The 21,569-nt window shown below is 47.0% G+C and carries 14 protein-coding genes and 6 pseudogenes; 9 read left to right on the top strand and 11 right to left on the bottom strand.

Annotated features, from left to right (window positions below; translation table 11 throughout):
- Positions 1 to 59: 59 nt before the first annotated feature.
- On the bottom strand, positions 60 to 944 hold the full coding sequence (locus tag P253_RS04050; RefSeq protein ID WP_016658130.1) for a LysR family transcriptional regulator: 885 nt from the start codon (positions 942 to 944) through the stop codon (positions 60 to 62).
- Between the two features lie 177 nt (positions 945 to 1,121).
- On the opposite strand from P253_RS04050, the pseudogene P253_RS04045 reads away from it, so the two are divergent.
- Positions 1,122 to 2,024 (top strand): annotated as a pseudogene (locus tag P253_RS04045) (aldehyde dehydrogenase family protein); the annotation flags it as partial.
- Between the two features lie 553 nt (positions 2,025 to 2,577).
- Here the strand turns inward: P253_RS04045 and P253_RS04040 are convergent.
- The 5 genes and pseudogenes from P253_RS04040 to P253_RS04020 form a co-directional block, all read right to left on the bottom strand.
- The gene (locus P253_RS04040) at positions 2,578 to 3,678 is read right to left on the bottom strand and encodes an ABC transporter permease (protein ID WP_016658132.1); all 1,101 of its coding nucleotides are present in this window, start codon (positions 3,676 to 3,678) and stop codon (positions 2,578 to 2,580) included.
- Complete coding sequence (locus P253_RS04035) at positions 3,675 to 4,805, bottom strand: ABC transporter permease (RefSeq protein WP_016658133.1); 1,131 nt, start codon at positions 4,803 to 4,805, stop codon at positions 3,675 to 3,677. Before P253_RS04035 ends, P253_RS04040 begins: the two co-directional genes overlap by 4 nt.
- Complete coding sequence (locus P253_RS04030) at positions 4,805 to 5,935, bottom strand: HlyD family secretion protein (protein WP_005177920.1); 1,131 nt, start codon at positions 5,933 to 5,935, stop codon at positions 4,805 to 4,807. Before P253_RS04030 ends, P253_RS04035 begins: the two co-directional genes overlap by 1 nt.
- 11 nt (positions 5,936 to 5,946) lie before the next feature.
- Positions 5,947 to 7,407, bottom strand: a pseudogene (locus P253_RS04025) (TolC family protein).
- Positions 7,408 to 7,578: 171 nt separating this feature from the next.
- Positions 7,579 to 8,067 (bottom strand): annotated as a pseudogene (locus P253_RS04020) (IS3 family transposase); the annotation flags it as partial.
- A gap of 27 nt (positions 8,068 to 8,094) precedes the next feature.
- Between P253_RS04020 and P253_RS04015 the strand changes: the two are divergent.
- Positions 8,095 to 8,579: pseudogene (locus P253_RS04015) on the top strand (IS3 family transposase); the annotation flags it as partial.
- 11 nt (positions 8,580 to 8,590) lie between these two features.
- Here the strand turns inward: P253_RS04015 and P253_RS15725 are convergent.
- Positions 8,591 to 8,692 (bottom strand): annotated as a pseudogene (locus P253_RS15725) (transposase-like zinc-binding domain-containing protein); the annotation flags it as partial.
- A gap of 54 nt (positions 8,693 to 8,746) precedes the next feature.
- On the opposite strand from P253_RS15725, the pseudogene P253_RS16105 reads away from it, so the two are divergent.
- A pseudogene (locus P253_RS16105) lies at positions 8,747 to 8,884 on the top strand (IS982 family transposase); the annotation flags it as partial.
- Between the two features lie 78 nt (positions 8,885 to 8,962).
- Here P253_RS16105 and P253_RS04010 read toward each other — a convergent pair.
- Positions 8,963 to 9,571, bottom strand: coding sequence for a MarC family protein (locus P253_RS04010; protein ID WP_016658135.1), 609 nt, complete (start codon positions 9,569 to 9,571; stop codon positions 8,963 to 8,965).
- 12 nt (positions 9,572 to 9,583) lie between these two features.
- On the bottom strand, positions 9,584 to 11,620 hold the full coding sequence (locus P253_RS04005; protein WP_016658136.1) for a choline transporter: 2,037 nt from the start codon (positions 11,618 to 11,620) through the stop codon (positions 9,584 to 9,586).
- Between the two features lie 231 nt (positions 11,621 to 11,851).
- Here P253_RS04005 and betI point away from each other — a divergent pair, with 231 nt between their 5' ends.
- From betI to P253_RS03985, 4 genes are all read left to right on the top strand, one after another.
- Positions 11,852 to 12,436 carry a transcriptional regulator BetI gene (gene betI / locus P253_RS04000; protein WP_035363085.1) on the top strand — a complete coding sequence of 195 codons (585 nt, stop codon included), beginning with the start codon at positions 11,852 to 11,854 and terminating at the stop codon, positions 12,434 to 12,436.
- Between the two features lie 17 nt (positions 12,437 to 12,453).
- On the top strand, positions 12,454 to 13,929 hold the full coding sequence (gene betB / locus P253_RS03995) for a betaine-aldehyde dehydrogenase (RefSeq protein WP_171066688.1): 1,476 nt from the start codon (positions 12,454 to 12,456) through the stop codon (positions 13,927 to 13,929).
- A 16-nt stretch (positions 13,930 to 13,945) separates the two neighbouring features.
- Positions 13,946 to 15,613 carry a choline dehydrogenase gene (gene betA, locus P253_RS03990; protein ID WP_016658139.1) on the top strand — a complete coding sequence of 556 codons (1,668 nt, stop codon included), beginning with the start codon at positions 13,946 to 13,948 and terminating at the stop codon, positions 15,611 to 15,613.
- A gap of 157 nt (positions 15,614 to 15,770) precedes the next feature.
- Positions 15,771 to 16,544, top strand: a complete 774-nt coding sequence (locus P253_RS03985; RefSeq protein ID WP_005177899.1) for a TorF family putative porin — start codon at positions 15,771 to 15,773, stop codon at positions 16,542 to 16,544.
- Positions 16,545 to 16,567: 23 nt separating this feature from the next.
- Here P253_RS03985 and P253_RS03980 read toward each other — a convergent pair whose 3' ends face one another.
- Together P253_RS03980 and P253_RS03975 are read right to left on the bottom strand one after the other, a co-directional pair.
- Positions 16,568 to 17,959, bottom strand: a complete 1,392-nt coding sequence (locus P253_RS03980) for an ATP-binding protein (protein ID WP_016658140.1) — start codon at positions 17,957 to 17,959, stop codon at positions 16,568 to 16,570.
- Between the two features lie 2 nt (positions 17,960 to 17,961).
- Complete coding sequence (locus tag P253_RS03975; protein ID WP_016658141.1) at positions 17,962 to 18,633, bottom strand: response regulator transcription factor; 672 nt, start codon at positions 18,631 to 18,633, stop codon at positions 17,962 to 17,964.
- Positions 18,634 to 18,742: 109 nt separating this feature from the next.
- Between P253_RS03975 and dsbD the strand changes: the two genes are divergently transcribed.
- On the top strand, positions 18,743 to 20,725 hold the full coding sequence (gene dsbD / locus P253_RS03970) for a protein-disulfide reductase DsbD (protein ID WP_016658142.1): 1,983 nt from the start codon (positions 18,743 to 18,745) through the stop codon (positions 20,723 to 20,725).
- Complete coding sequence (locus P253_RS03965; RefSeq protein WP_016658143.1) at positions 20,722 to 21,564, top strand: TlpA disulfide reductase family protein; 843 nt, start codon at positions 20,722 to 20,724, stop codon at positions 21,562 to 21,564. Before dsbD ends, P253_RS03965 begins: the two co-directional genes overlap by 4 nt.
- Positions 21,565 to 21,569 lie beyond the last annotated feature (5 nt).

The following is a 21,569-nucleotide window of genomic DNA, read 5'->3' as shown; positions in this document are numbered from 1 at the left end:
TTGTGATACGTTCAGTTGCTGTATCGGCATGTGTCAATCTCCAGATACTGCAAAGGATTTTAAGTGCCCATTAACAGGGCCTGCTGCACATCGGCCTGTTTGCGCAGGAAATCCCAGACCAGTTTGATTTTCGGCTCATGCTGTAAATCGACCAGGGTCAACATCCAGAAGGTATGGGTAAAACTGACCTGATCGCCCAGAACTTCTTGCAGATCGGGTTTATCATGCACCAGAAATCGCGGCAAAATTGCCAGTCCGGCGCCGGTACTGACCGCAATCTGCTGGGCCAGAATACTGTTACTGCGAAAACAAGCTGTCACTTGCAGCGGCAAACGTTCCAGCGAATACAGCGCCGAGCTATACACCAGATCATCAATATAATCGACAAATCGGTGCTGTTTCAGATCTTCCAGCTGTCTAATTGGTGGGTTTTGCTGTAAATAGCTTTGACTGCCGTACAGTTTTAAACAGTAATTTGAGAGTCGGGTAATGATATAAGGCCCGGATTTGGGCCGGTCAATTGAAATGACAATATCGGCCTCACGATGTGAAAGTTTGATGGTTTTTGGCACCGGAATCAGGTCAATAGTCAGCGAAGGATAATGCTGTGAAAACTCCGCCAGCAGCCGGGCCAGAAACGCCATCCCGAAACCTTTCGGCGCACCAATGCGTACCCGGCCTTGTAAAGGGTCATGGCGTTTATCAATCTGGATAAAAGACTGTTCCATCTGTTCGACGCGGGGCACCAGTGCCAGACCTTCCGCAGTCAGCTCATAGCCTTTGGCTTCACGTTTAAACAGCTGGGTACCCAAGGTATTTTCCAGCGCCTGAATGCGCCGTGCCACGGTGCTGTGTTCCACTTCCATCAGGCGCGCAGCATTGGTGAGGGTTTTGGCCCGGGCCAAGACCAGAAAAAAGCGTAAGTGATCCCAATCAACTTTCATTTTATGTTTAACATCCTGTTAAATCTCTGTGCAAATTTGCACAACCGTCGTACGCCAATCTCTATTGGTGCCAAAAGTGTTCTTTGTTAGTCTGCTGAAACAGCGTAAAAAATAATACGTTAAAAACAGCCAGTAAAGGCAGATAAAACGACAATAACAAACCAGCACGGAGCGACCATGAACGCGATTCATCATCCCCATTCGAATACCGGCATCACCACGGCAAAACTGCTGATTAATGGTGAATTTATCGACTCCAGAACCAGTCATTGGCAAGATATTGTCAATCCTGCTACCCAGGAGGTTCTGGGTCAGGTGCGGTTTGCCACTGCAGAAGAAGTCAATGCCGCCATTGCCGCAGCCCAACAGGCTTTTGCCAGCTGGCGTGAAACACCTATTCAGGCCCGTATGCGGATTATGCTGAAACTGCAGGAGCTGATCCGTCAAAACTTAAAAAGTATTGCACAAGTCCTGACCGCTGAACAGGGCAAAACATTAGCAGATGCCGAAGGTGATATTCAGCGTGGCCTGGAAGTGGTGGAACATGCCTGCTCGGTCGGTTCGCTGCAAATGGGTGAGTATATTGAAGGCGTGGCGCGCGGGGTAGATACCTATACCATGCAGCAACCCTTAGGTGTCTGTGCCGGAATTACCCCGTTTAATTTCCCGGCGATGATTCCATTGTGGATGTTCCCGATGGCCATTGTCTGCGGCAATACTTTTGTCTTAAAGCCGTCGGAGCAGGATCCGCTATCAACCATGATGCTGGTCGAACTGGCGATGCAGGCTGGTGTTCCTGCCGGGGTACTGAATGTGGTGCATGGCGGTAAAGAAGTGGTCGATCTGCTGTGTACACATTCTGACATCAAAGCCATTTCCTTTGTCGGTTCAACCGCGGTCGGCACCCATGTGTATAACCTGGCAGGTCAGCATGGCAAACGGGTACAGTCGATGATGGGCGCCAAAAACCATGTGGTGGTGATGCCGGATGCCAATAAAGAACAGACCTTAAATGCCTTGGTTGGTGCAGCCTTTGGCGCAGCTGGTCAGCGTTGTATGGCCCTGTCTTTGGCGTTGATGTTTAGTGTTTAAATTAAATCAGTGATTTTTAAACGCTGGACTGATTATAAAATCAGAGCCACTTGGCTCAGTGATTATTGTTTCAATATAGCCTCATTTTGATGATTAAGCTTTTGCTTTATATGTATTAATCCCAGCTCCCGAAGGAACTGGGATTACCTACAAAATTAAAGTGAAGAGTTATTCATAACGTCTTCAGGATTGGGTAAATGTGCCAGAAGCTTCGTTCTGATTCACCGGAATTACCTTACATATTTGGGTAATTCGTGTTAGCGGCAGTGTAAAACTGACCCCCTTGGTTAATATAGCGGTCATGGGGGAGATTAAGAACCACCACACCATGAGATCGTGACGGTACATTTGAGCCACATCTTACTAAAAAGAATCAGACCAGTATCACGCAAATAGATAGCCAGATTCTATTCCTATATTCGTGACTGGCGTTTAGCCATGAGCCGATTTATTATTAAATTCGGTGACCAGTGAAGCAATCACCTTTAAATTTATCAAAAGCAATTACATAAAATTATTTACAGGTTCAATAATATACAAGCTAGAAAGTTCCACAGTTTGAAATTAAACGTCGATAAGCCAAAAAAAAGCACAAGCTACCGATCATTCCAAGATAGAGCAATTTAGGCAAGATCAGTGTTGTAGGCACACCCATTTGATTGAGCTGAATAAACATCTGCACAATTTGGGTGGAAGGCAGGATTTCGCCAACGACTTGCATCCAGAGAGGCATGGCAGCATGTGGCCAGGCCGCACCAGATAAAAAGAACAGTGGAATAGAAGTGAATACAATGACATGCCCCGCACGTTCCGGCAGATCTAGAAAACTGGCAAATAGGCAGGTCATGCCAATTATCGTGTAGATAAAAACCGGAACAGCCAGTAGCATCCCGAACAGGTTGCCACCGTGCGGATAATCAAACAGCCAGAAGCTGAAACCGAATAAATAGAAACATCCCAGACAGCCAATAGTAAAGACCGCTAAACACATCCCAATCAATGCATTTGTGTTTAATTCTATTTTTCTTTCCCGATATACCAAAATCAGCATACTCAAACCCAGAAGAATAGTTTGGTGGATAATTAAAGGTGCAACCGCAGGAAAGACATAACTGCCATAGCCGGATAGCGGATTAAATAAAGGAATTTGATGCACAGAAAGGGCAGGTGAAAAGTCCGAGACCTCGCCAAAGCGTTCAGTATAGTCTGCCAAAGTTTGCTCAACCGATGTGGCTAAGCCCAGACCAATTTGTTTGGTCACTAAAAAGTTGGCTGTGCTTAAATACAGGCCAATGCCGCCTGTTTCACCATGCCTTAAGCTTTGCGATAAATTGTCCGGTAGCAGTAAAATGCCATCGGCTTTTTGAGATTCAACCCATTGTTTAGCTTCGGCAAAATTGCCGGTAATCGCCTCAATTTCCACATTGGGGCTTTGTGCCACCTGACCAATAATACGGGTGCTTAAGTTACTTTGTTCTTCATCGACAATAATAATCGGTAAGGCTTCAGCCTGCTGTGCCTGATAAGCGGTTGGATAAAAAAAGCTGTAAAATAAGACGGATAGAATCAGCGTGGTAAAGATCGCGCCGTGACTGACAATATCCTTGAAGCCTTGCAGATAGTAAAACCAGAGGGATTTCATTGGACTGCTCCTTTAGCTATTTTTTTAAGAAACAGATAAGCCAGCAGAGCGTAGACTAGGGCATAGATCAGCAGCATTAATCCAGCTTGCAGTGAAATATGCAATGGACTACCAATCACCCATTGTTCAGTTTGTAATTTGGCATAGGGCGTAAACGGAATAATATTGGACCAAAACTGGGTGAACAGGGGCGCATTATTTAAAGGGAGGGTCACACCTGCAAAACTCAAAGATGAACCACCATAGACCGCAATGATGCCAAAAGATTTACTTAAATCTTTGGTCGCCAGAACCACTGCACTGCTTAAAAATGCATAAGCGCTATATAGCAGAAATTGTGCCGATAGAATCAGAGCGAGCGAGCCAGCAACAAACCAGCCGCGAATTTCAATCAGCCAGAACATCCAGATCCAGGTCCATAGACTAAAAATAGCCACATAGACCAGGTTCTTAGACAGTAATGCCATCCAGATGGACGAGTTGCTAATCCAGCTTGTTAAGGTCTGTCGCTTCAGTTCCTGACCGACGGAAAATGCCACACAACAACACAGCAGTAAATGCAGAATTGCCGGAATGACATAGGGTTCCAGATAGAATTCATAATTTAGTTGCGGGTTATACAGCGGCGATATTTTGATATGCGGTGACGGTGCTTCGAGAGAAGGCAGCCGGTTGCCCAGATATTGCTGTCCGCTAAATTCAGCCAGTGCTTGCAGGGTACTGACCAGCATGGCAGAGGAAATGGTATTTCCGATACTGAAATAACTCTGGTTAAAGGCAATACTGATGTCAGCATCCCGGGCACGAACCAGACGTTGCTCGGCACCGCTGGGAATATGGATATAACCCCAAATTTTATTTTGATTTAACAGGCGCTCAATTTCAGCTGTTTGTTCCGACACTGTAGCAATTTTAAGAGTATGATTCAGCGCCACATGCTGATAAATGCTTTGACTCAGCGCACTCTGGTCTTGATCAATAATCGCAATCGGTAAATGATTCGGTTTCCCTTGAGCAAACATGCTGCTGAATAAAATAATCACCAGTGCAGGTGCGAGCGTGACCAGACACAGATCCCATTTTTCGCGGAGCAGATAGCGCAGTTCGCGCCATATACCCGTCCACATTATCGGGTCTCTTTCAGTTTAAATAACACGCTCATCCCAACTTTCAGTTCAGGAATCGCTGGTGTGGGCACAAGATGCAGCTTAAAACTTCGCACATCATAACCGCCGGTTTGGCGTGTGGTCTTAATGGTGGCAAATTCACCTTCAGCACTGATCTGCTTGATTTTAAAAGTGGCGGTTTTATCTAGGGCGGGAATATAACCTTCAATACTGCTCATTTTCTGAAACGGGGCATATTGGTCTTCACGAATATTCAGGCTCACCCACATTTGATCTTCAATCAGGCTGACCACAGGGACTGCGGTGGCTACCAGCTCCGAGACTTTGCCATAGGTTTTAGACACCGTTCCGTTTACAGGTGCTACTAATTGGGTTTCTGCCTCTAATGCATTGGCTTCATCCAGCGCAGCCTGGGCAATATCTACTTGTGCATCGGCAGAACTCTTTTGCTGCGAGGTGCTGCCACGTTTGGCACGTGCGTATTGCTGATACGCTGCTTCTGTCATTTGTGCCGCTGATTGACTGGCTGCATACAATTCATCACGGCGCTGGCGTGAAATCACACCTTCCTTAAATAAATTTGCACCACGCTCATAAGAAACTTTGGCTAAATTTTGCTGTGCTTTCAGCGATTGCCAGTTGGCATACAGGCTGGCGATATTTTCTTCTTGCGAGCCACGTTCAGCAGTCGATTGTAAGGCCAGCGCAGATTGTAAAGCCGCTGCGGCCTGCTGTTTTTTGGCCTGAATTTCCGGGCTGTTTAAGCGCACCAGCACATCGCCTTTTTTGACTCGCTGACCTTCTTCTACATAAATTTCTTCAATACGGCTTGGCACTTTGGTCGCCACCTGAACTGTTTCAGCTTCTACACGACCCTGCAATTCAAGCGGAGCCGGTTGGTAGCTTTTCCATAATCCAAATGCGATGACTGCCAGCAGAACTGGAATCAGGGCGAGCAATAAATATTTTTTCTTTTTAGCGATTTCAGGAGCTTGTTGTTGCTCGGTCGAAGTCGTCGCGTTGTTTTCTATTTCAGTTTTTGTTTCTACCTGTTGCGCAGGCGATTTTTCTGTATCGCTGGATGAAGCCGCTTCATTCACAGGATCATTGGGTTTTTGATCTTCGTTCATGTTCGGCTCCATTAGCGAATATAGTGAGTGTTGGTATGTTGGATGTAGTTCGGAAATTCTGCAATCGAGCCATGGCTTTGTAATAGTGTGGCCAGTGACATCACATATTTGTAAGCATTCAAGGCAGTTTCGGCTCGTAGTCCGCTCAGCATATTTTGTGCATCGATGACCTGTATGGCGGTGCCCATATCTTCTTTAAAGGACAATTCTTGGATGCGTAAATTTTCCTGTGCGGCTTTCAAATTTTGTGCCAGAAGTGCATCACTTTGCTGTGCGCTGAGTGCTTCGCTATAAGATTTATAAATCAGATTTTCAATTTCCTGCTGGGTGCGTGCAGTGAGCAGTTCTGTGGCAGAGCGTTTGAGTTCGGCAGCCTGAATATTTTTGTTTTTATCGATCCCAGAAAACAGGTTATAGCGTGCGGCAACTCCGACAATCCAGTTTTCATTTTGATCCAGACTATATTCGCCAAAAGCAAAAACATTCGGTTTTTTAGCTGCTTGCTGGGCTTTGACATTGGCTTGAGCTAATTGAGTATCCAGCTGCATTTTTTGAATCAGCGCAGAGTTCTGACTAAAGGTTTTCAGCAGATGATTTAAGGCCTGTGGCTCGGTTTTATTGACAAATAAAGGCGTCGAAAGTTCGGTGATGCTACTTTCCTGAAGCAGATTATTCAGCTGGAACAGGGCAGCATTCAAATTGGCCTGTGTATTTTGCTGGCTGCGCTCGGCATTATTGCGTGCCACTTCAAACTGCATGCGGTGCCCTTTACTGATAAAACCTTGCTGTTCCATCTTTAAGGCATTGCGATAATGCTGCTGCATGGCATTCAGATTAAACAGCGCAGCTGCATGCAGTTGCTTTTGGAGCTGTACATTAAAATAACTTTGAATCAGTTCAAAACGCTGCGTGTCTTGCTGCTGTTTGTTGCTGAGCTGACTACGACCGACCTGAATATTGGCGATTTCTTTAGCGCTGCTTGTCAGCCCACCGGTATAAAGCGGCATCATGACTGAAATCGTCGGGCGAATCACCTGATCATCCAGCACGACATGCGAACTATCAGGAATTAAGCCCACCCCATTTTGAATAGGTTGTCTTAGACTATTTTTTAGCGGGTCAGCCAGCCCCCCTAAGTTCAGTTCATCAATTCTATTATTTACACCATCCGTTAAGGATTGCTCTAAATTATTTTTTAATGCACCCAAAGGCAGATCGAGTTCATTATGAAAGGCATACGCACGAACATTCAGGTCGACTCGTGGCAGACCTATACCTTTCACTGCTTCAGCTTCAAGTTTTGAAGCCTGTTCCAGACTTTAATAGGCTTGGCTGCTATAAGAATTTTGCAACAACTGACGTTCAGCGTCCTGAAAGCTGATGCTCTGCGCATGAGCAAAGCTGCCATACATCATCGATGCAAGCAGATTTAAACCCCAGACAAGCTGTCTTTTATTTTTCTTTAAGTTCATAAAGTCGCTAAACTGATTTAAAGCCGGTGATGTTATTCGGCTAGTATAAATCAAAGGTTCGCAGATAGAACTAGTGTAAAGTTATAGTATTGTTTCTTTTACATCTGTATGGCTTTGTTGCACAAGCCTATCTGAACCGTACCGGGTTTGTCGGAGACTTTTTTATTTAAGTTAGGCCACCTGACCTAACGGGTTAATCTTATCATAGTACATTGCTTCAAACTCAAAAGGCGATACATAACCCAGTGCACTGTGTACACGCTTTTTATTGAACCAATCTACCCAGTTGAGTGTCGCTAGTTGTACATCTGCTAAACCTTGCCAATCTGCTTTTAAATATTCAATCACCTCTGTTTTGTATAAGCCATTCACCGTTTCAGCCAGAGCATTATCGTATGAATCACCAGTTGTACCGACTGATGCTCGTAAATTTGCAGCTTCTAAACGATTGGTATAGCGAATAGAAAGATATTGAACACCTCTATCGGAATGATGAATCACATTCTTTGGCATGCCTCGATCGTGCAATGCTTGCTCAAGTGCATCGAGTACCATATCTGTATTCATCCGTGTAGATACTTTCCATCCAACAATTGCTCGTGAGAACACATCAATAATAAAGGCGGTATAGACCCAGCCTGAATTTGTTTGAATATAGGGGTGAGTAGACCAAAGGAATCTCACCCTTATATCCGCACTTATGAAGGGTGGCTATATCTCGCAGTTGTGATTGACCTGTTTTCACGTCTTGTTGTTGGCTGGTCTATGAAATTCAGAATCACGGCAGATCTGGTTTTAGATGCGTTATTGATGGCTTTGTGGCGAAGAAACCCAAAGAACAAAGTCCTAATCCATTCTGACCAAGGCAGCCAATACACCAATCATGAATGGCAGACATTTCTCAAGCATCATAATCTTGAAAGTAGTATGAGTCGTCGACTTGCGCAGTACACTGCTCATGCCATGACAATGCTGTTGCCGAGAGCTTTTTTCAACTGTTAAAACGAGAGAGGATCAAAAAGAAAATATATGCATCAAGAACTGAGGCTAGGTCTGATATCTTTGAATATATTGAGATGTTCTACAATACAAAACGCAGGCATGGTTCCAATGATCAGCGTTCTCCATTAGATTATGAAAAGGCCCATCAAAAGATGATTATGTGTGTCTAGAATTTTGGTGGCTCTTCACATTGATAGTTTTGCTTGCCATATAGTTTGAGGCCATTTTTCTTTATACTGTCACTTAGACAGGTTGGACATTTGATTTCTAGTGTTATTTGCATCTCACTATCTTATCAAAAGCCAACCTGTTTTTTTCAGCATACTTTTTGAAACACCACCAAAAAACCAGGTTGAAAAAGTCAGCTTTAAGCTTGTCTGAAGAAATGACCATTGTCATTTTATTTCATCAATCCGGTTTTAGATTCTTCAAATATTTTTATTGCCAAATGATCGTTCCATTCTGGAAATCTGCTTTATTGTTTGAACCCCAATAAGCCAACTTTCCAAAATATGCTAAAAGGCTAAGTGGATTTCATCGAACTCAGGTTATTTTAGCTCTGCATAATTCCGCTGACACCGGTCACAATCATATCAATGGCAATGGTCCCAATCAGCAAGGCAGCCAGACGCCCGACAATATCGACATACAAATCAATATAATTGGAATGTTTATGCTGCAAATGATCATGCGCATATTTCATTAAAATAAGCAGGCTACAGGTCAAAAATAGCGTCACAAAAATCACCAGCACCAGTTGCCACAGGCTTAGCTGAATTCCGGTAATGACCGCGGCGCTGATGGTTCCCGGGCCAATCATAAACGGCATGGCAATGGTGCCGGCCAAATGATGTGGCGCACCGCGCATCACCCCAATGGTATCGGCGCCTTCAAACACATAGCGATAACCAATCACCAGAAAAATAATCCCGCCAAAAATCTGGAAAGATTCAAAACGGACATGCAGGATATCATGAAAAAAGGCTTCACCGGTTTTGGCGAAAATAATAAACACCACAAAGCTGATTAAACTGCCCTGAATCAGGGCGCGATTAAACACTCGGGCCTCGGAATTACGGATAATGCCGAGCATATAAATACTCATTAAAAACGGGTTTAATAATGAGAAAAACAGTGCAAAGGCGTGAAGCGATTCAGACATCCTACAGATTCCTTATTGATCCGGGTCTGGAAAGAGCGGGCGCTTGCCTGGACTAATCCGGTTGATGTGCAAGAACATCAAATGGCGCTCGTATTTATCCAGAATGTCGTTAATGACCTGTTCCTTGCTATAACCCACCAGATCATTGCCTTGCGAGCCTTCAAACAGATAGGTTTCCAGACGGTAATAGTATTTCTTGGTGCGTTTGCCGCGTGAACTGAAGTTGGGTGTGTCATAACGGATTGGCCAGATCTGGTAAACGAAGTTTTCTTCTTCATCCAGCTGAATGGTTAAATCCAGATGTGACAGTTCCGGTTCATCATCCAGGGCTTTTTCCGCCAGATCGACCTGAATGCCTTTGTTGATGAATTCTGTGGCCACCGCCTGCATTGCCGGTTTACAGACCTCTTCCAGCATTTGCTGGGTTTGCGATAAATTGGCATGCAGCATTACCCGGCTGAGGCGTTTTTTCCAGTTAAAGATGTCGACATTGCCGACCACGGGTGCCGCATTCATGCTGGTACTGGCCTGACGGAAATCTTCCAGTCTTAATGACTTGTACAGACCCGCCATCACAAAGAAAATCACAAAGCTAAAAGGCAGCCCCATAATAATGGTGGTGTTTTGCAGTGCAGTCACGCCATTGGCCATCAGCATGGCCAAAGTCAGTAAACCAATCGCCAGTGCCCAGAAGACACTTAACCAGCGCGGCGAATCATGTTCAATATTGCTAAATTTGGTGGTGAAATTCCCCAGTACCAGTGCGCCTGAATCGGCAGAAGTCACATAAAACAGCAAACCGGTAATGGTAGCGACGCCGGCCAGAAATGGGAACCACGGATATTGGGCAAGCAGGTCATAGAAACCATGTGCCGGATTGGCCAATACGGTGGTGGCCAGCTGGGTATTGCCATCAAAAATTACGCTGTGCAGGGCGCTATTTCCAAAAATTGACAGCCAGGTCAGGGTAAACAGCAGGGGAATAATTAAGGTACCGGCCACAAATTCACGGATGGTTCGGCCACGGGAAATTCGCGCCAGGAACAGGCCGACAAATGGCGACCAGGCAATCCACCAGGCCCAGAAAAACAGGGTCCAGCTGTTCATCCATTCTTTCGGTTGCTGAAACGGAAAACTGGTTAAGGACAGTTGCGGGAACTGGCTAATATAGTCGCCAAAGTTCTGGATTAACGCTGCCAGTAAAAACTCGGTATTGCCCATCACCAGAATAAATAGCAGCAGACCAATTGACACATAAATATTGACTTCAGACAGAATCCGGAGGCCTTTATTTACCCCAGAAGCCACTGAAATTGCAGTAATAATCACTGCAACGGCAATCAGTGCCGACTGGATCAGCAGGTTTTCCGGCACATCAAATAGCACATGCAGGCCATAGTTGAGCTGAACCACACCAATCCCGCAGGTGGTGGCAATACCGAAAATAGTGCCCAAAACGGCCGCAGTATCGACACTATGTCCAATCCAGCCATTAACACGCTTGCCAAAAATCGGATAAAGCGCCGAGCGGATGGTTAGCGGCAGGTTATAACGATAACTGAAATAACCCAAAGCCATGCCAACCAAGGCATACATGCTCCAGCCAGTTAATCCATAGTGGAACAGGGTCCAGACCATTGACTGGCGCGCAGCCTCAAAAGTCTGGCCTTCGCCGACAGGCGGATTCATATAGTGAGACAGCGGTTCGGCCACCGAGAAGAACATCAGGTCAATCCCGATTCCGGCCGAGAACAGCATTGCCGACCAGCTCAGCAGGCTAAATTCCGGCTTGGAATGTTTGGGACCTAATTTGATATCGCCATAACGCGACAGGGCAATAAACAGTACAAAGACCAGATATAAGGTGGCCGCCAGCAGGTAATACCAGCTAAAGGTCCGGCTGACCCAGTTCAAGATTTGGGTAATGAGCTGATTCGCCTGGTCATTAAATAAAATCGTAACCAGCGAAAACAGCAGGATGAGTGTTGCCGAAAGAAAAAAGACAACTTTGTTCAGACTATCGGTCGTCTGTTCAGTTTTCTTTTGCATAAATCTGTGACCATATTTTTTTAATTCGGATCTACAGCGCAGTGTGTTTTGGCTTAACCAGACTCTATAGGCATGGTTCTCATTACAAACATTTGCAAATGAAAAACAAACTGAGCTGTACATCAGGAAGCAGAGGAGACTATAATTTATTTTAATTGAACGTTCAATTAAAATAACGTTTTTATATGTTACCTTGCCTTGTGCATGATTTTTATTAGTCAGGTCGATCTTATGCCTAAAGTTGGTATGCAACCGATTCGTCGTCAACAGCTGATTGATGCCACCTTATCTGCCATTAATGAACTGGGTTTTACTGAAGCATCTATCAGCCAGATTGCCCAGCGGGCAGGTGTGTCTACAGGCATCATCAGTCACTATTTTCAGGGCAAGCATGGCCTGATTGAAGCGACCATGCGTTATTTGCTGCAACAGCTGGGCGATGCCATTTCTGCCAGTTTAAACGCCGCAGAAAACACGCCGGAGCAGCGCCTGATTGCAATTGTGTGTGCCAATTTCTCGGCCGAACAGACTGACAAAGCGGCCATGAAAACCTGGCTGGCATTCTGGGCCAACAGTATGCATCAACCTGACTTGCATCGTTTGCAGCAGGTTAACCATTACCGCCTGCATTCCAATATCAAGCATGAGTTTGCCAAACAGCTGGACCGCGAGCAGGCCGAACGCGCCGCCCAAGGTCTGGCCGCACTGATTGACGGTTTCTGGTTACGCGGTTCCTTAATGACCACTGACCTGGATGCCGATTTACCTATTCAGATTTGTGCCGACTATATCCGTCAGCAACTCAATATTCACTAAATTACGAGGAGAACCGATTGATGCAATTCAATACACAACGACCTTATATTCACGGTCAGTTTGTCGATGCTTCATCCTCTGAAACATTCCAAAGTATTAATCCGGCCAATGCTGAGGTGTTGGCCACCATTCAGGCATGTAACCAGGCCGATGTTGATCGGGCAGTACAGTCTGCCAAACAGGGACAAAAAGTCTGGGCAGCCATGACCACCATGCAGCGTTCACGCATTTTAAATCAGGCTGTAGCCATTTTACGGGCACGCAATGATGAGCTGGCAGAAATTGAAAGCCTGGACAGTGGCAAGCCTTTAAGTGAAACCCGGAGCGTCGATATTGTGACCGGGGCAGATGTGCTGGAATATTATGCCAGCATTTTACCAGCGCTCGAAGGCCAGCAAATTCCATTAAGAGAAAGTTCTTTTATTTATACCCGCCGTGAACCGCTGGGTGTGGTGGCCGGTATTGGCGCCTGGAATTATCCAATCCAGATTGCGTTATGGAAATCTGCACCGGCCTTGGCCGCAGGCAATGCCATGGTGTTTAAAGCCAGTGAAATTACCCCACTGACCGCGTTAAAACTGGCCGAAATTTATAGTGAAGCCGGAGTACCAGACGGCGTCTTTAATGTGGTGACCGGTGGTGGCGATGTGGGTAGTTACTTAACTGAGCATCCAGAGATTGCCAAAGTATCCTTTACCGGCGGTGTGAGTACCGGTAAAAAAGTAATGGCACAGGCAGCGGCGTCCAGCTTAAAAGAAATCACCATGGAACTCGGTGGAAAATCACCGTTAATTATCTGTGAAGATGCTAATCTGGATCTGGCTGCCGATATCGCCATGATGGCCAATTTCTACAGCTCTGGACAGGTGTGTACCAATGGAACCCGGGTGTTTATTCCTGCTGCTTTAAAAACTGCTTTTGAAGAAAAGATTCTGCAGCGCATTCCTTATGTGCGGATGGGGCAGCCTTTAGACCCGAACACCAATTTCGGACCACTGTCCAGCTTTGCCCATATGGAAAAAGTATTGCATTACATTGAGCTGGGCAAGCAACAAGGCGCCCGTCTTTTAACAGGTGGACAGCGCGCAGCGGCAGCTGAATTTGCGCACGGGGCTTTTGTTGAACCCACGGTATTTACCGACTGTCATGATGAAATGCGCATTGTTCAGGAAGAAATTTTTGGCCCGGTTATGAGCATCTTAAGCTATGACAGCGAAGATGAAGTGATCCGCAGAGCCAATGCCACCACCTATGGTCTGGCTGCCGGTGTGGTCAGTCCAGATTTAAGCCGGGCCCATCGCATTATTCATCAGATTGAAGCAGGGATTTGTTGGCTGAATACCTGGGGCGAATCTCCGGCAGAAATGCCGGTTGGTGGCTATAAACAGTCCGGTGTTGGCCGTGAAAATGGTCTGGTGACCTTACAGCACTATACCCAGACCAAATCGGTTCAGGTAGAGCTAAGTCCTTTCCAGTCTGTATTTTCAGCTTAAGGGAGGATCATGCTGCATGAACTATGACTATATTATTATTGGCGCAGGTTCTGCCGGGAATGTGCTGGCGGCTCGATTAACTGAAGATCCGGACACGACGGTGTTGCTCCTAGAAGCAGGTGGGCCGGACTATCGGCTGGATTTTCGTACCCAGATGCCTGCCGCGCTGGCTTATCCCTTACAGGGCCGGCGTTATAACTGGGCTTATCTGACCGACCCGGAACCGTATATGAATAATCGCCGCATGGAATGTGGTCGCGGTAAAGGCTTGGGCGGTTCCTCCCTGATTAACGGCATGTGTTATATCCGCGGCAATGCGATGGATCTGGAACAATGGGCCAGTTTGAAAGGACTGGAGCATTGGAGCTATGCCGACTGCCTGCCTTATTATAAAAAGGCCGAAACCCGTGATATTGGCGGCAATGACTATCATGGCGACAGCGGTCCGGTACGGGTCGCCACCCCGAAAGCCGGAAATAACGAGCTGTTTCATGCCATGGTCGATGCTGCGGTGCAGGCCGGCTATCCACGTACCGATGATTTAAATGGCTATCAGCAGGAAGGATTTGGTCCGATGGACCGTACCGTAACCCCACAGGGACGCCGTTCCAGCACAGCGCGCGGTTATCTGGATATGGCCAGACAGCGCCCGAATTTAACCATTCGCACCCATGCCATGACCAATAAAATTCTATTTCATGGCAAGCAGGCTATAGGCGTCGAATATTTTCAGGGACAAAGTACCGCGCAGCCACTCCAAGTCTTTGCTGAAAAAGAAGTGTTGCTCTGTGGGGGTGCCATTGCTTCCCCGCAAATTCTGCAGCGTTCCGGTGTCGGTAATGCCCAGCATCTAAAAAGCCTGGAGATTCCGGTGGTTCATGATTTACCGGGCGTGGGCGAAAACCTGCAAGATCATCTGGAAATGTATTTACAGTATCAGTGCAAAAAACCGGTCAGCTTATATCCCGCCTTAAAATGGTATAACCAGCCAAAAATTGGCGCAGAATGGCTGTTTTTAGGTCAGGGTGTGGGTGCCAGTAACCAGTTTGAAGCCGGTGGCTTTATCCGCACCTCCGATGAGTTTGCCTGGCCGAATATCCAGTATCACTTTTTACCGGTCGCCATTAACTACAATGGCAGTAATGCCATTCAGCAGCATGGTTTTCAGGCGCATGTCGGTTCCATGCGCTCTCCATCCCGCGGTCGGGTCAAACTGCGCTCCAAAGATCCGTTTCAGCATCCAAGTATCCTGTTCAATTATATGAGTACCGAACAGGACTGGCGCGAGTTCCGTGATGCCATCCGCATTACCCGGGACATCATGCATCAACCGGCTTTAGATGCCTATCGCGGCGAAGAAATCAGCCCGGGCAAACAGGTACAAAGTGATGCCGAGCTGGACGAATTTATCCGTAACCACGCTGAAACTGCGTTCCATCCATCTTGCAGCTGCAAAATGGGTGAAGATGATATGGCCGTGGTCGATGGCTACGGGCGGGTACATGGGCTGCAAAACCTGCGAGTGATTGATGCTTCCATCATGCCGCTGATTATTACCGGCAACCTGAATGCCACCACCATTATGATGGCCGAAAAACTGGCCGATCATATTCGCGCCAAACCGGCGCTGGCCAAATCTACGGCGCCATTTTACCGGGCCAATACGCCAGTCCGGTCAATCTAGCTGCAACAGAACACTTTGATCTTGACATCGTTTTGATGTGCATTTTTATACACATCCTTTTTTCTTAGTTAAAACCAGATACCCAACCATCCGCACAGCTCACGGTCGGATGGTTGGCTGGGATTTTTTACATTCAATCAGGTTAAATTTTAAAACAATGATTCCATTTACAAGAACGGTGGTCGCCGCCGGATGTCTGTCATGTATCAGCATGTCCAGCTGGGCCAATGATGCATCGTCTTCCTCTATTGATGTGTCCGGTCAGCTGACCGCAGTATCCAAATATGTGTCGCGCGGTCTGACCAATGCACCAGAAAATGAAGACCTGGCTTTGCAGGCCTCTTTAACCCTGGGTTACGGAAATTTTTATGCTGCTTATTGGGGCAGTACACTGGGTTATTCATACCGCGATTTACAACAAGGCCGGCAATACAGCACCGATAAAATGGAACATGATTTTATTGTCGGGCATGTGTCAGATTTTAAAGGCCTGACTTGGGATCTGTGGAATGCGACCTATTATTATCCGGGTGGGGACAGTACCACCTCCAATGAACTGGGCCTGCGTGTCAGCAAGAATGTGAATGATCAGGCTACACTAACCTTCGGCGTGTCGACCTATTTATATGATGTGGTGTATATGAATCAGGGGGATACCTATGTCAGCCTGAACTATGCCCATCAGCTCAGCGACAAATTAACTGGAAATCTGGCCGTTGCCGGTTCCTATTTTAATGATTCCGGCAAATATGAAGGTCAGGAATTTTTAGATACCCAGACCGATACTGCTTTCCGTTTTGCCTCGGTCGGGCTGGATTATGCAGTTGCGCCGAATGTGAATGTCTTTTCCGATTTCATTCTTGGTGGCTATGACCGCAGTAAAATCAAACAGAAAAATCAGGCGGTTTGGGGCTTAAGATATAGCTTCTAATCTAGTCCCCAAGCATCAACCCTTTAATTGAGCGTGGAAGAGGGCTGCTCCGGCCGAGTGCGAATGCTTAAACCCTGAGGAAGGTTCAGGCTTAAATCCATCTGGTAGTGATGATGTTGGAGCAGCGCTTTCACCAAAGCCAGCCCTAAACCATGACCCTGTTGCTGGGCAGATTTACGCCAGAAGCGCCGGGTCATCTGGGTCAGTTCCGCCGCAGTCAGCCCCTGACCATCATCTTGTACCAGCAGTTGCTGATCATGCATGATAATTTCAATCCGGCTTAAGCCTTGGGCATGTAGCAGGGCATTTTCCAGCAGATTTTTCAGGATGGTATGCAAGCTCAGCGGTGGCAATTGCAGGGTCTGCAGACTTTCCCAATCGACCTGTAATACACAATTTAAATGCGGATAAACCGGACTTAATTCTTCCATCACTTGCCTCAAAACTGGTGCGACTTCGGTGGTTTCCGAATTTGGGGCGGCTTGCGCAGCGTCATGATCGGTCTGGCTCAGTAATAACAACTGTTCCAGCAACTGCTGATAGCGCCAGATACTGTTTTCGGCCTGTTTCAGGTTTTCAATCAGCTTGCTGGCCTGTGCCGGATTCTGTTCAACCATCATCCGGCTGAGTTGTACATGAGTTTTAATTGCGGTTAAAGGGCTACGCAGTTCATGCGCGGCATAGGCGGTAAACAGTTTTTCATTTTCCAGACTATGATGCAGATTCTGAATCAGCTGATTGGAATTATCGACAAAAGGCTGGACTTCTTTGGGAATTTTGCGCGCATCCAGATGTTGCAGATAATGCGCCGCATCTGACAGCGAATGCTGCTTATCTGCCAGTTGCTGGGCCATATCATCTAAAGGGCGGAATTCTTTACGCAAAATATGAATCACCAGCGCCATACAGATCAATAGCGATAACACCAGCGGAATCAGCACCGATTGCAGAATCTGTTGCAATAAAGAGGCTCTAAGCACCAGCCGTTCTGCGGCCACCACCTGAATATCACCTTTACGCAGCACATAACTGCGCCATTCCACACCATTTTCCTGCCAGGTACTAAAGCCCGGTTGCTGTCCGGTCAGCTGCGCCGGCGCACCGCGGGTGCGAGCCACCACATACGGCCCCAAGGTAATATCCGAGCTAAACACCGACACCTCACAGGCAATCAGATTTTGCGCATGATACTGTTCGGCCACCTGTTTTAAGGAATCGGGATTAATTTCCTGTAGCGGCAAATGCTGAATCAGCCGCGCCACCATTTGTGCAGAGGCAAACAGGCGCTGATCCAGCGTATCTTGCAGCCGCTGCTGCAAATCATAATACAGCCAGCAAAACACCAGACTCCACAGGCTAAGAAACACCACCATAAACATGCTGACCAGCCGCCATTTTAAACTGTAGTTCTGCATATTCAGCTCTCGGTTTCCGGCACTTTAAACATATAGCCCACACCACGAATGGTCTGAATCAGCTGCGGCTCTAGTTTCTGGCGTAAATGATAAATATGCACATTCAGCGCGTTGCTCTCGATACTGTCCTGATAGCCATACAGTTTATCGAGCAGCTGTTCATTTTTTAAAATCTGGTTGGGATGGCTCATCAGGGTTTCCAGCAGGCTGTATTCACGCCGTGACAGAGTCACCGGCTGCTGCTGGAACGTCACTTCCTGGGTATCGCGGTTTAACTGCAAATCGCCCAGTTGTAACAGATTGGAAGAAAAACCTCGATTACGCCGTGCCAGCGCATGAATACGGGCAATCAGCTCATCCAGTTCAAAGGGTTTGGTCAGGTAGTCATCGGCCCCCAGATTTAAGGCTTCTACACATTGCCGGGTTTGATGTCGGGCGGTTAAAACCAGTACCGGAAGATGAATTTCATCCTGGCGCCACTGCTGCAGCAGTTCCAGACCGTCCTGATCGGGCAGGCCCAAATCCAGCAGGCACAAATCGACCGCACTTTGCCGGATAAAATAATCAGCAGCGCGTGCAGTGGCCACATGCTCGACTGAAATATTTAAATAGTCCAGCGCTGAACAGATACTTTGGGCAATATAAGGATCATCTTCGACCAGAACCACAAACATAGTTACTCTCCACCTGAAATCCTATTTTATAAATAATGAGCTATGTTAATGTTCTCTTAATTTAATCTTTTTAATAATGAATCGGGTTTTCTACAGAAAAATGGACGTCATGATTACGCGTGTAAGTGCTTTGCTTGTGGTTCTTTGTGCATTCTGGCCAGTCTGGTCACAGGCGCAGGAGTTCTTGCCACCCGATCAGGCGTTTCAGTTTCAGGCGCGTTCTATTAGTGATGATCAGGCGGAACTGCGCTGGACCATCGCCGAGGATTATTATTTATATCATGATCAGCTGCAGGTGCGTAGCGATGCCGGTGCGCTAAAATTACAGCTGCCAGTCCCGGAAGATAAGAACGATCCGACCTTTGGCCAGACCAAGGTGCATTATCATCAGGTCAAGACCACCATTACGGTCGCGCCAAACCAGCAATTTAAAATTCAGTGGCAGGGCTGTGCCGAAAGCGGTTTATGTTATCCGGTGCAACGCGCCACCATTCAGACCGATGCGCAAGGCTTGTTGCCCCAGTCAGATGCACCTTCAAGCGAACGGCGTTTATTAAGCGCTGCCAAACCGGTCGCGCTGGATGCACCGGCTAAAATTGAAGCAGCACCAAGTAAGCCTGAAAAAACAGCACTGACAACTGCGCCAATTACAGCTGAAGAAGTAGTCATTGAAGATGAAGCGATTGCAGCAGTAGAGAATACAGAGCCGACAAAACTCACCGACGCTGTCGCTGCTTCAGAAATTTCAGTCGTAGCATCCAATCCGGTGCCGGCCAGTGAAATCGCAGGCGAGACGCAAACGGCAGCCGCTGCGTCATTGCAATCTGAATGGAACAACGACCAGTATTTTTTCAATTTACTCTCGGAACATCATTTATTTTTTAATCTGCTGATTTTTCTCGGTTTTGGCATTTTACTGGCCTTTTTACCTTGTTCTTTGCCACTGATTCCAATTCTATCCGGTATTCTGGTACAACGTCATCGCGGTTATCGTGCTGCGTTGATTGCGCTGGCTTTTGTACTGGGTATGGCCGCAGTGTATGCGGTGATGGGACTGGCGGTTGCACAACTGGGCTATAGTTTCCAGCGCTGGTTCCAAAGCCCGATCTTTATTGGCATCTTTGCAGTGCTGTTTATTTTATTTGCCTTGAACCTGTTTGGGGTGTATCAGCTCTCCTTACCACAAGGTTTATTGCAACGACTGGACCGATGGCAGCAAAAACAGCAGGGCGGTACGCTGGTGGGTGCTGCGTTAATGGGGATGATTTCCGCGCTGATTGTGGGTCCGTGTATGAGCGCGCCTTTGGCTGGCGCTTTACTGTTCGTATCACAGTTGGATCAGCCAGTACTTGGCGCGACCTATCTGTTTGTACTGGGTTTGGGGCTCGGGATTCCTTTATTTATTGCCGCCGTATTTGGCGCCAAATATTTACCGAAACCGGGCCTATGGATGGACCGGTTAAAATTCAGTTTCGGCTTTTTAATGCTGGCGCTGGCGGTTTATTTCGCCCGTCCATTGCTGCCGACCGTGGCCTATTTCCTGTTGATGGGTATTATTTTTCTGGCGCTGGCGATTTACTGCTTCGATTTAATCCGCAGACATCTGCAAGGTAAAATCTCGCGTGTTGGCGTTATTGTGCTGGCGCTGGCCATGATCGGCATTGGTATTTGGCATATTCAACATGGCCTTCAGCAGATGGGTGCGGTCCATGCCCAACAAACACTCAGCTGGCAAAAGGTGCATACCCAGCAGGAACTGGCACAGCTGCTACAGCAGAACAGTGGACGCAGTATCGTGATTGATGTCTATGCCGACTGGTGTGTGACCTGTCAGCCGGTAGAAAATGAAGTCCTGCCACGTACCGATGTACAGGCAGCCTTGCAGGATGAGGTGCGGATTAAACTGGATTTAACCGAGTATCATCCATCTCAAGATGCATTACTGCGTGACTGGCAGATTCTTGGCCCACCGACCATGATTTTCCTGGACAGCCAGCAGCAGGAACAGCGTACTTTACGTTTAACCGGCACCTTTACCGCGACCCAACTTATTCAGCGCTTGCAGCAACTTCAGCAGGCGAACACGCCATGATGGTTTCTGCAACGGCGCTGCATATGGGCCCACTAATGTTGCCGTGGCAGATGGTGCTGCTGCTCACCGGTTTAGTGCTGGTGTATGGGGCAGGGCGATATTTCAGACAGAAACAGCAATGGCCTGAACCTAGCTGGCGCATCTTTAGTGACAGCTTGTGGACATCATTCTGGGTGGGATTAATTGCCGCACGACTGGTTTTTGTACTAATGCATGCCGATCTTTATCTGGCGACACCACTGGATATAATCAAAATTCAGGACAAAGGCTTTCATTTTTATGGCGGATTGATTGCCGGCATTGGGTGGTTTTTATGGAAAAACCGGTCATTGGCCAATCTGCCTAAAGCGATATTGATTACGCTATTTGTTGCGATCCAGCTTTGTCTGAATTGGGGTATTCAAACGGTTTTACCACAGCAGAATCAGTATCCTGACCTGCAATTTCAAAATTTACAGCAGCAACAGGTGCCACTACAGCACTGGGTTGGCAAACCGACCGTCATCAACCTGTGGGCCAGCTGGTGTCCGCCGTGTCACCGGGAAATGCCGGTTTTACATCAGGCCCAGCAGGATTATCCGGACATTCATTTTGTAATGCTGAATCAGGGCGAAACGACTGACACCGTACAGGATTATCTGCGTCAGCATGGTTTTAATTTCCAGCATGTCCTGTTTGATCCTCAAGGTGACATGGCCACCCAGATGAATATGTATGGCTTGCCAAGCACCTTGTTCTTTAATGCACAAGGACAGCTCGTGCATCGGCATATGGGCGAACTGACCCAGCCGATGCTGCGTCGCTATATCAATGATCTTTCTGCTCCATCTTCAAAATAACAGGA

Source organism: Acinetobacter indicus CIP 110367 (assembly GCF_000488255.1).
Classification (GTDB): domain Bacteria; phylum Pseudomonadota; class Gammaproteobacteria; order Pseudomonadales; family Moraxellaceae; genus Acinetobacter; species Acinetobacter indicus.
Note: the sequence above shows the minus strand (reverse complement) of the source record. Positions and strands in the feature narration are given on the sequence as shown.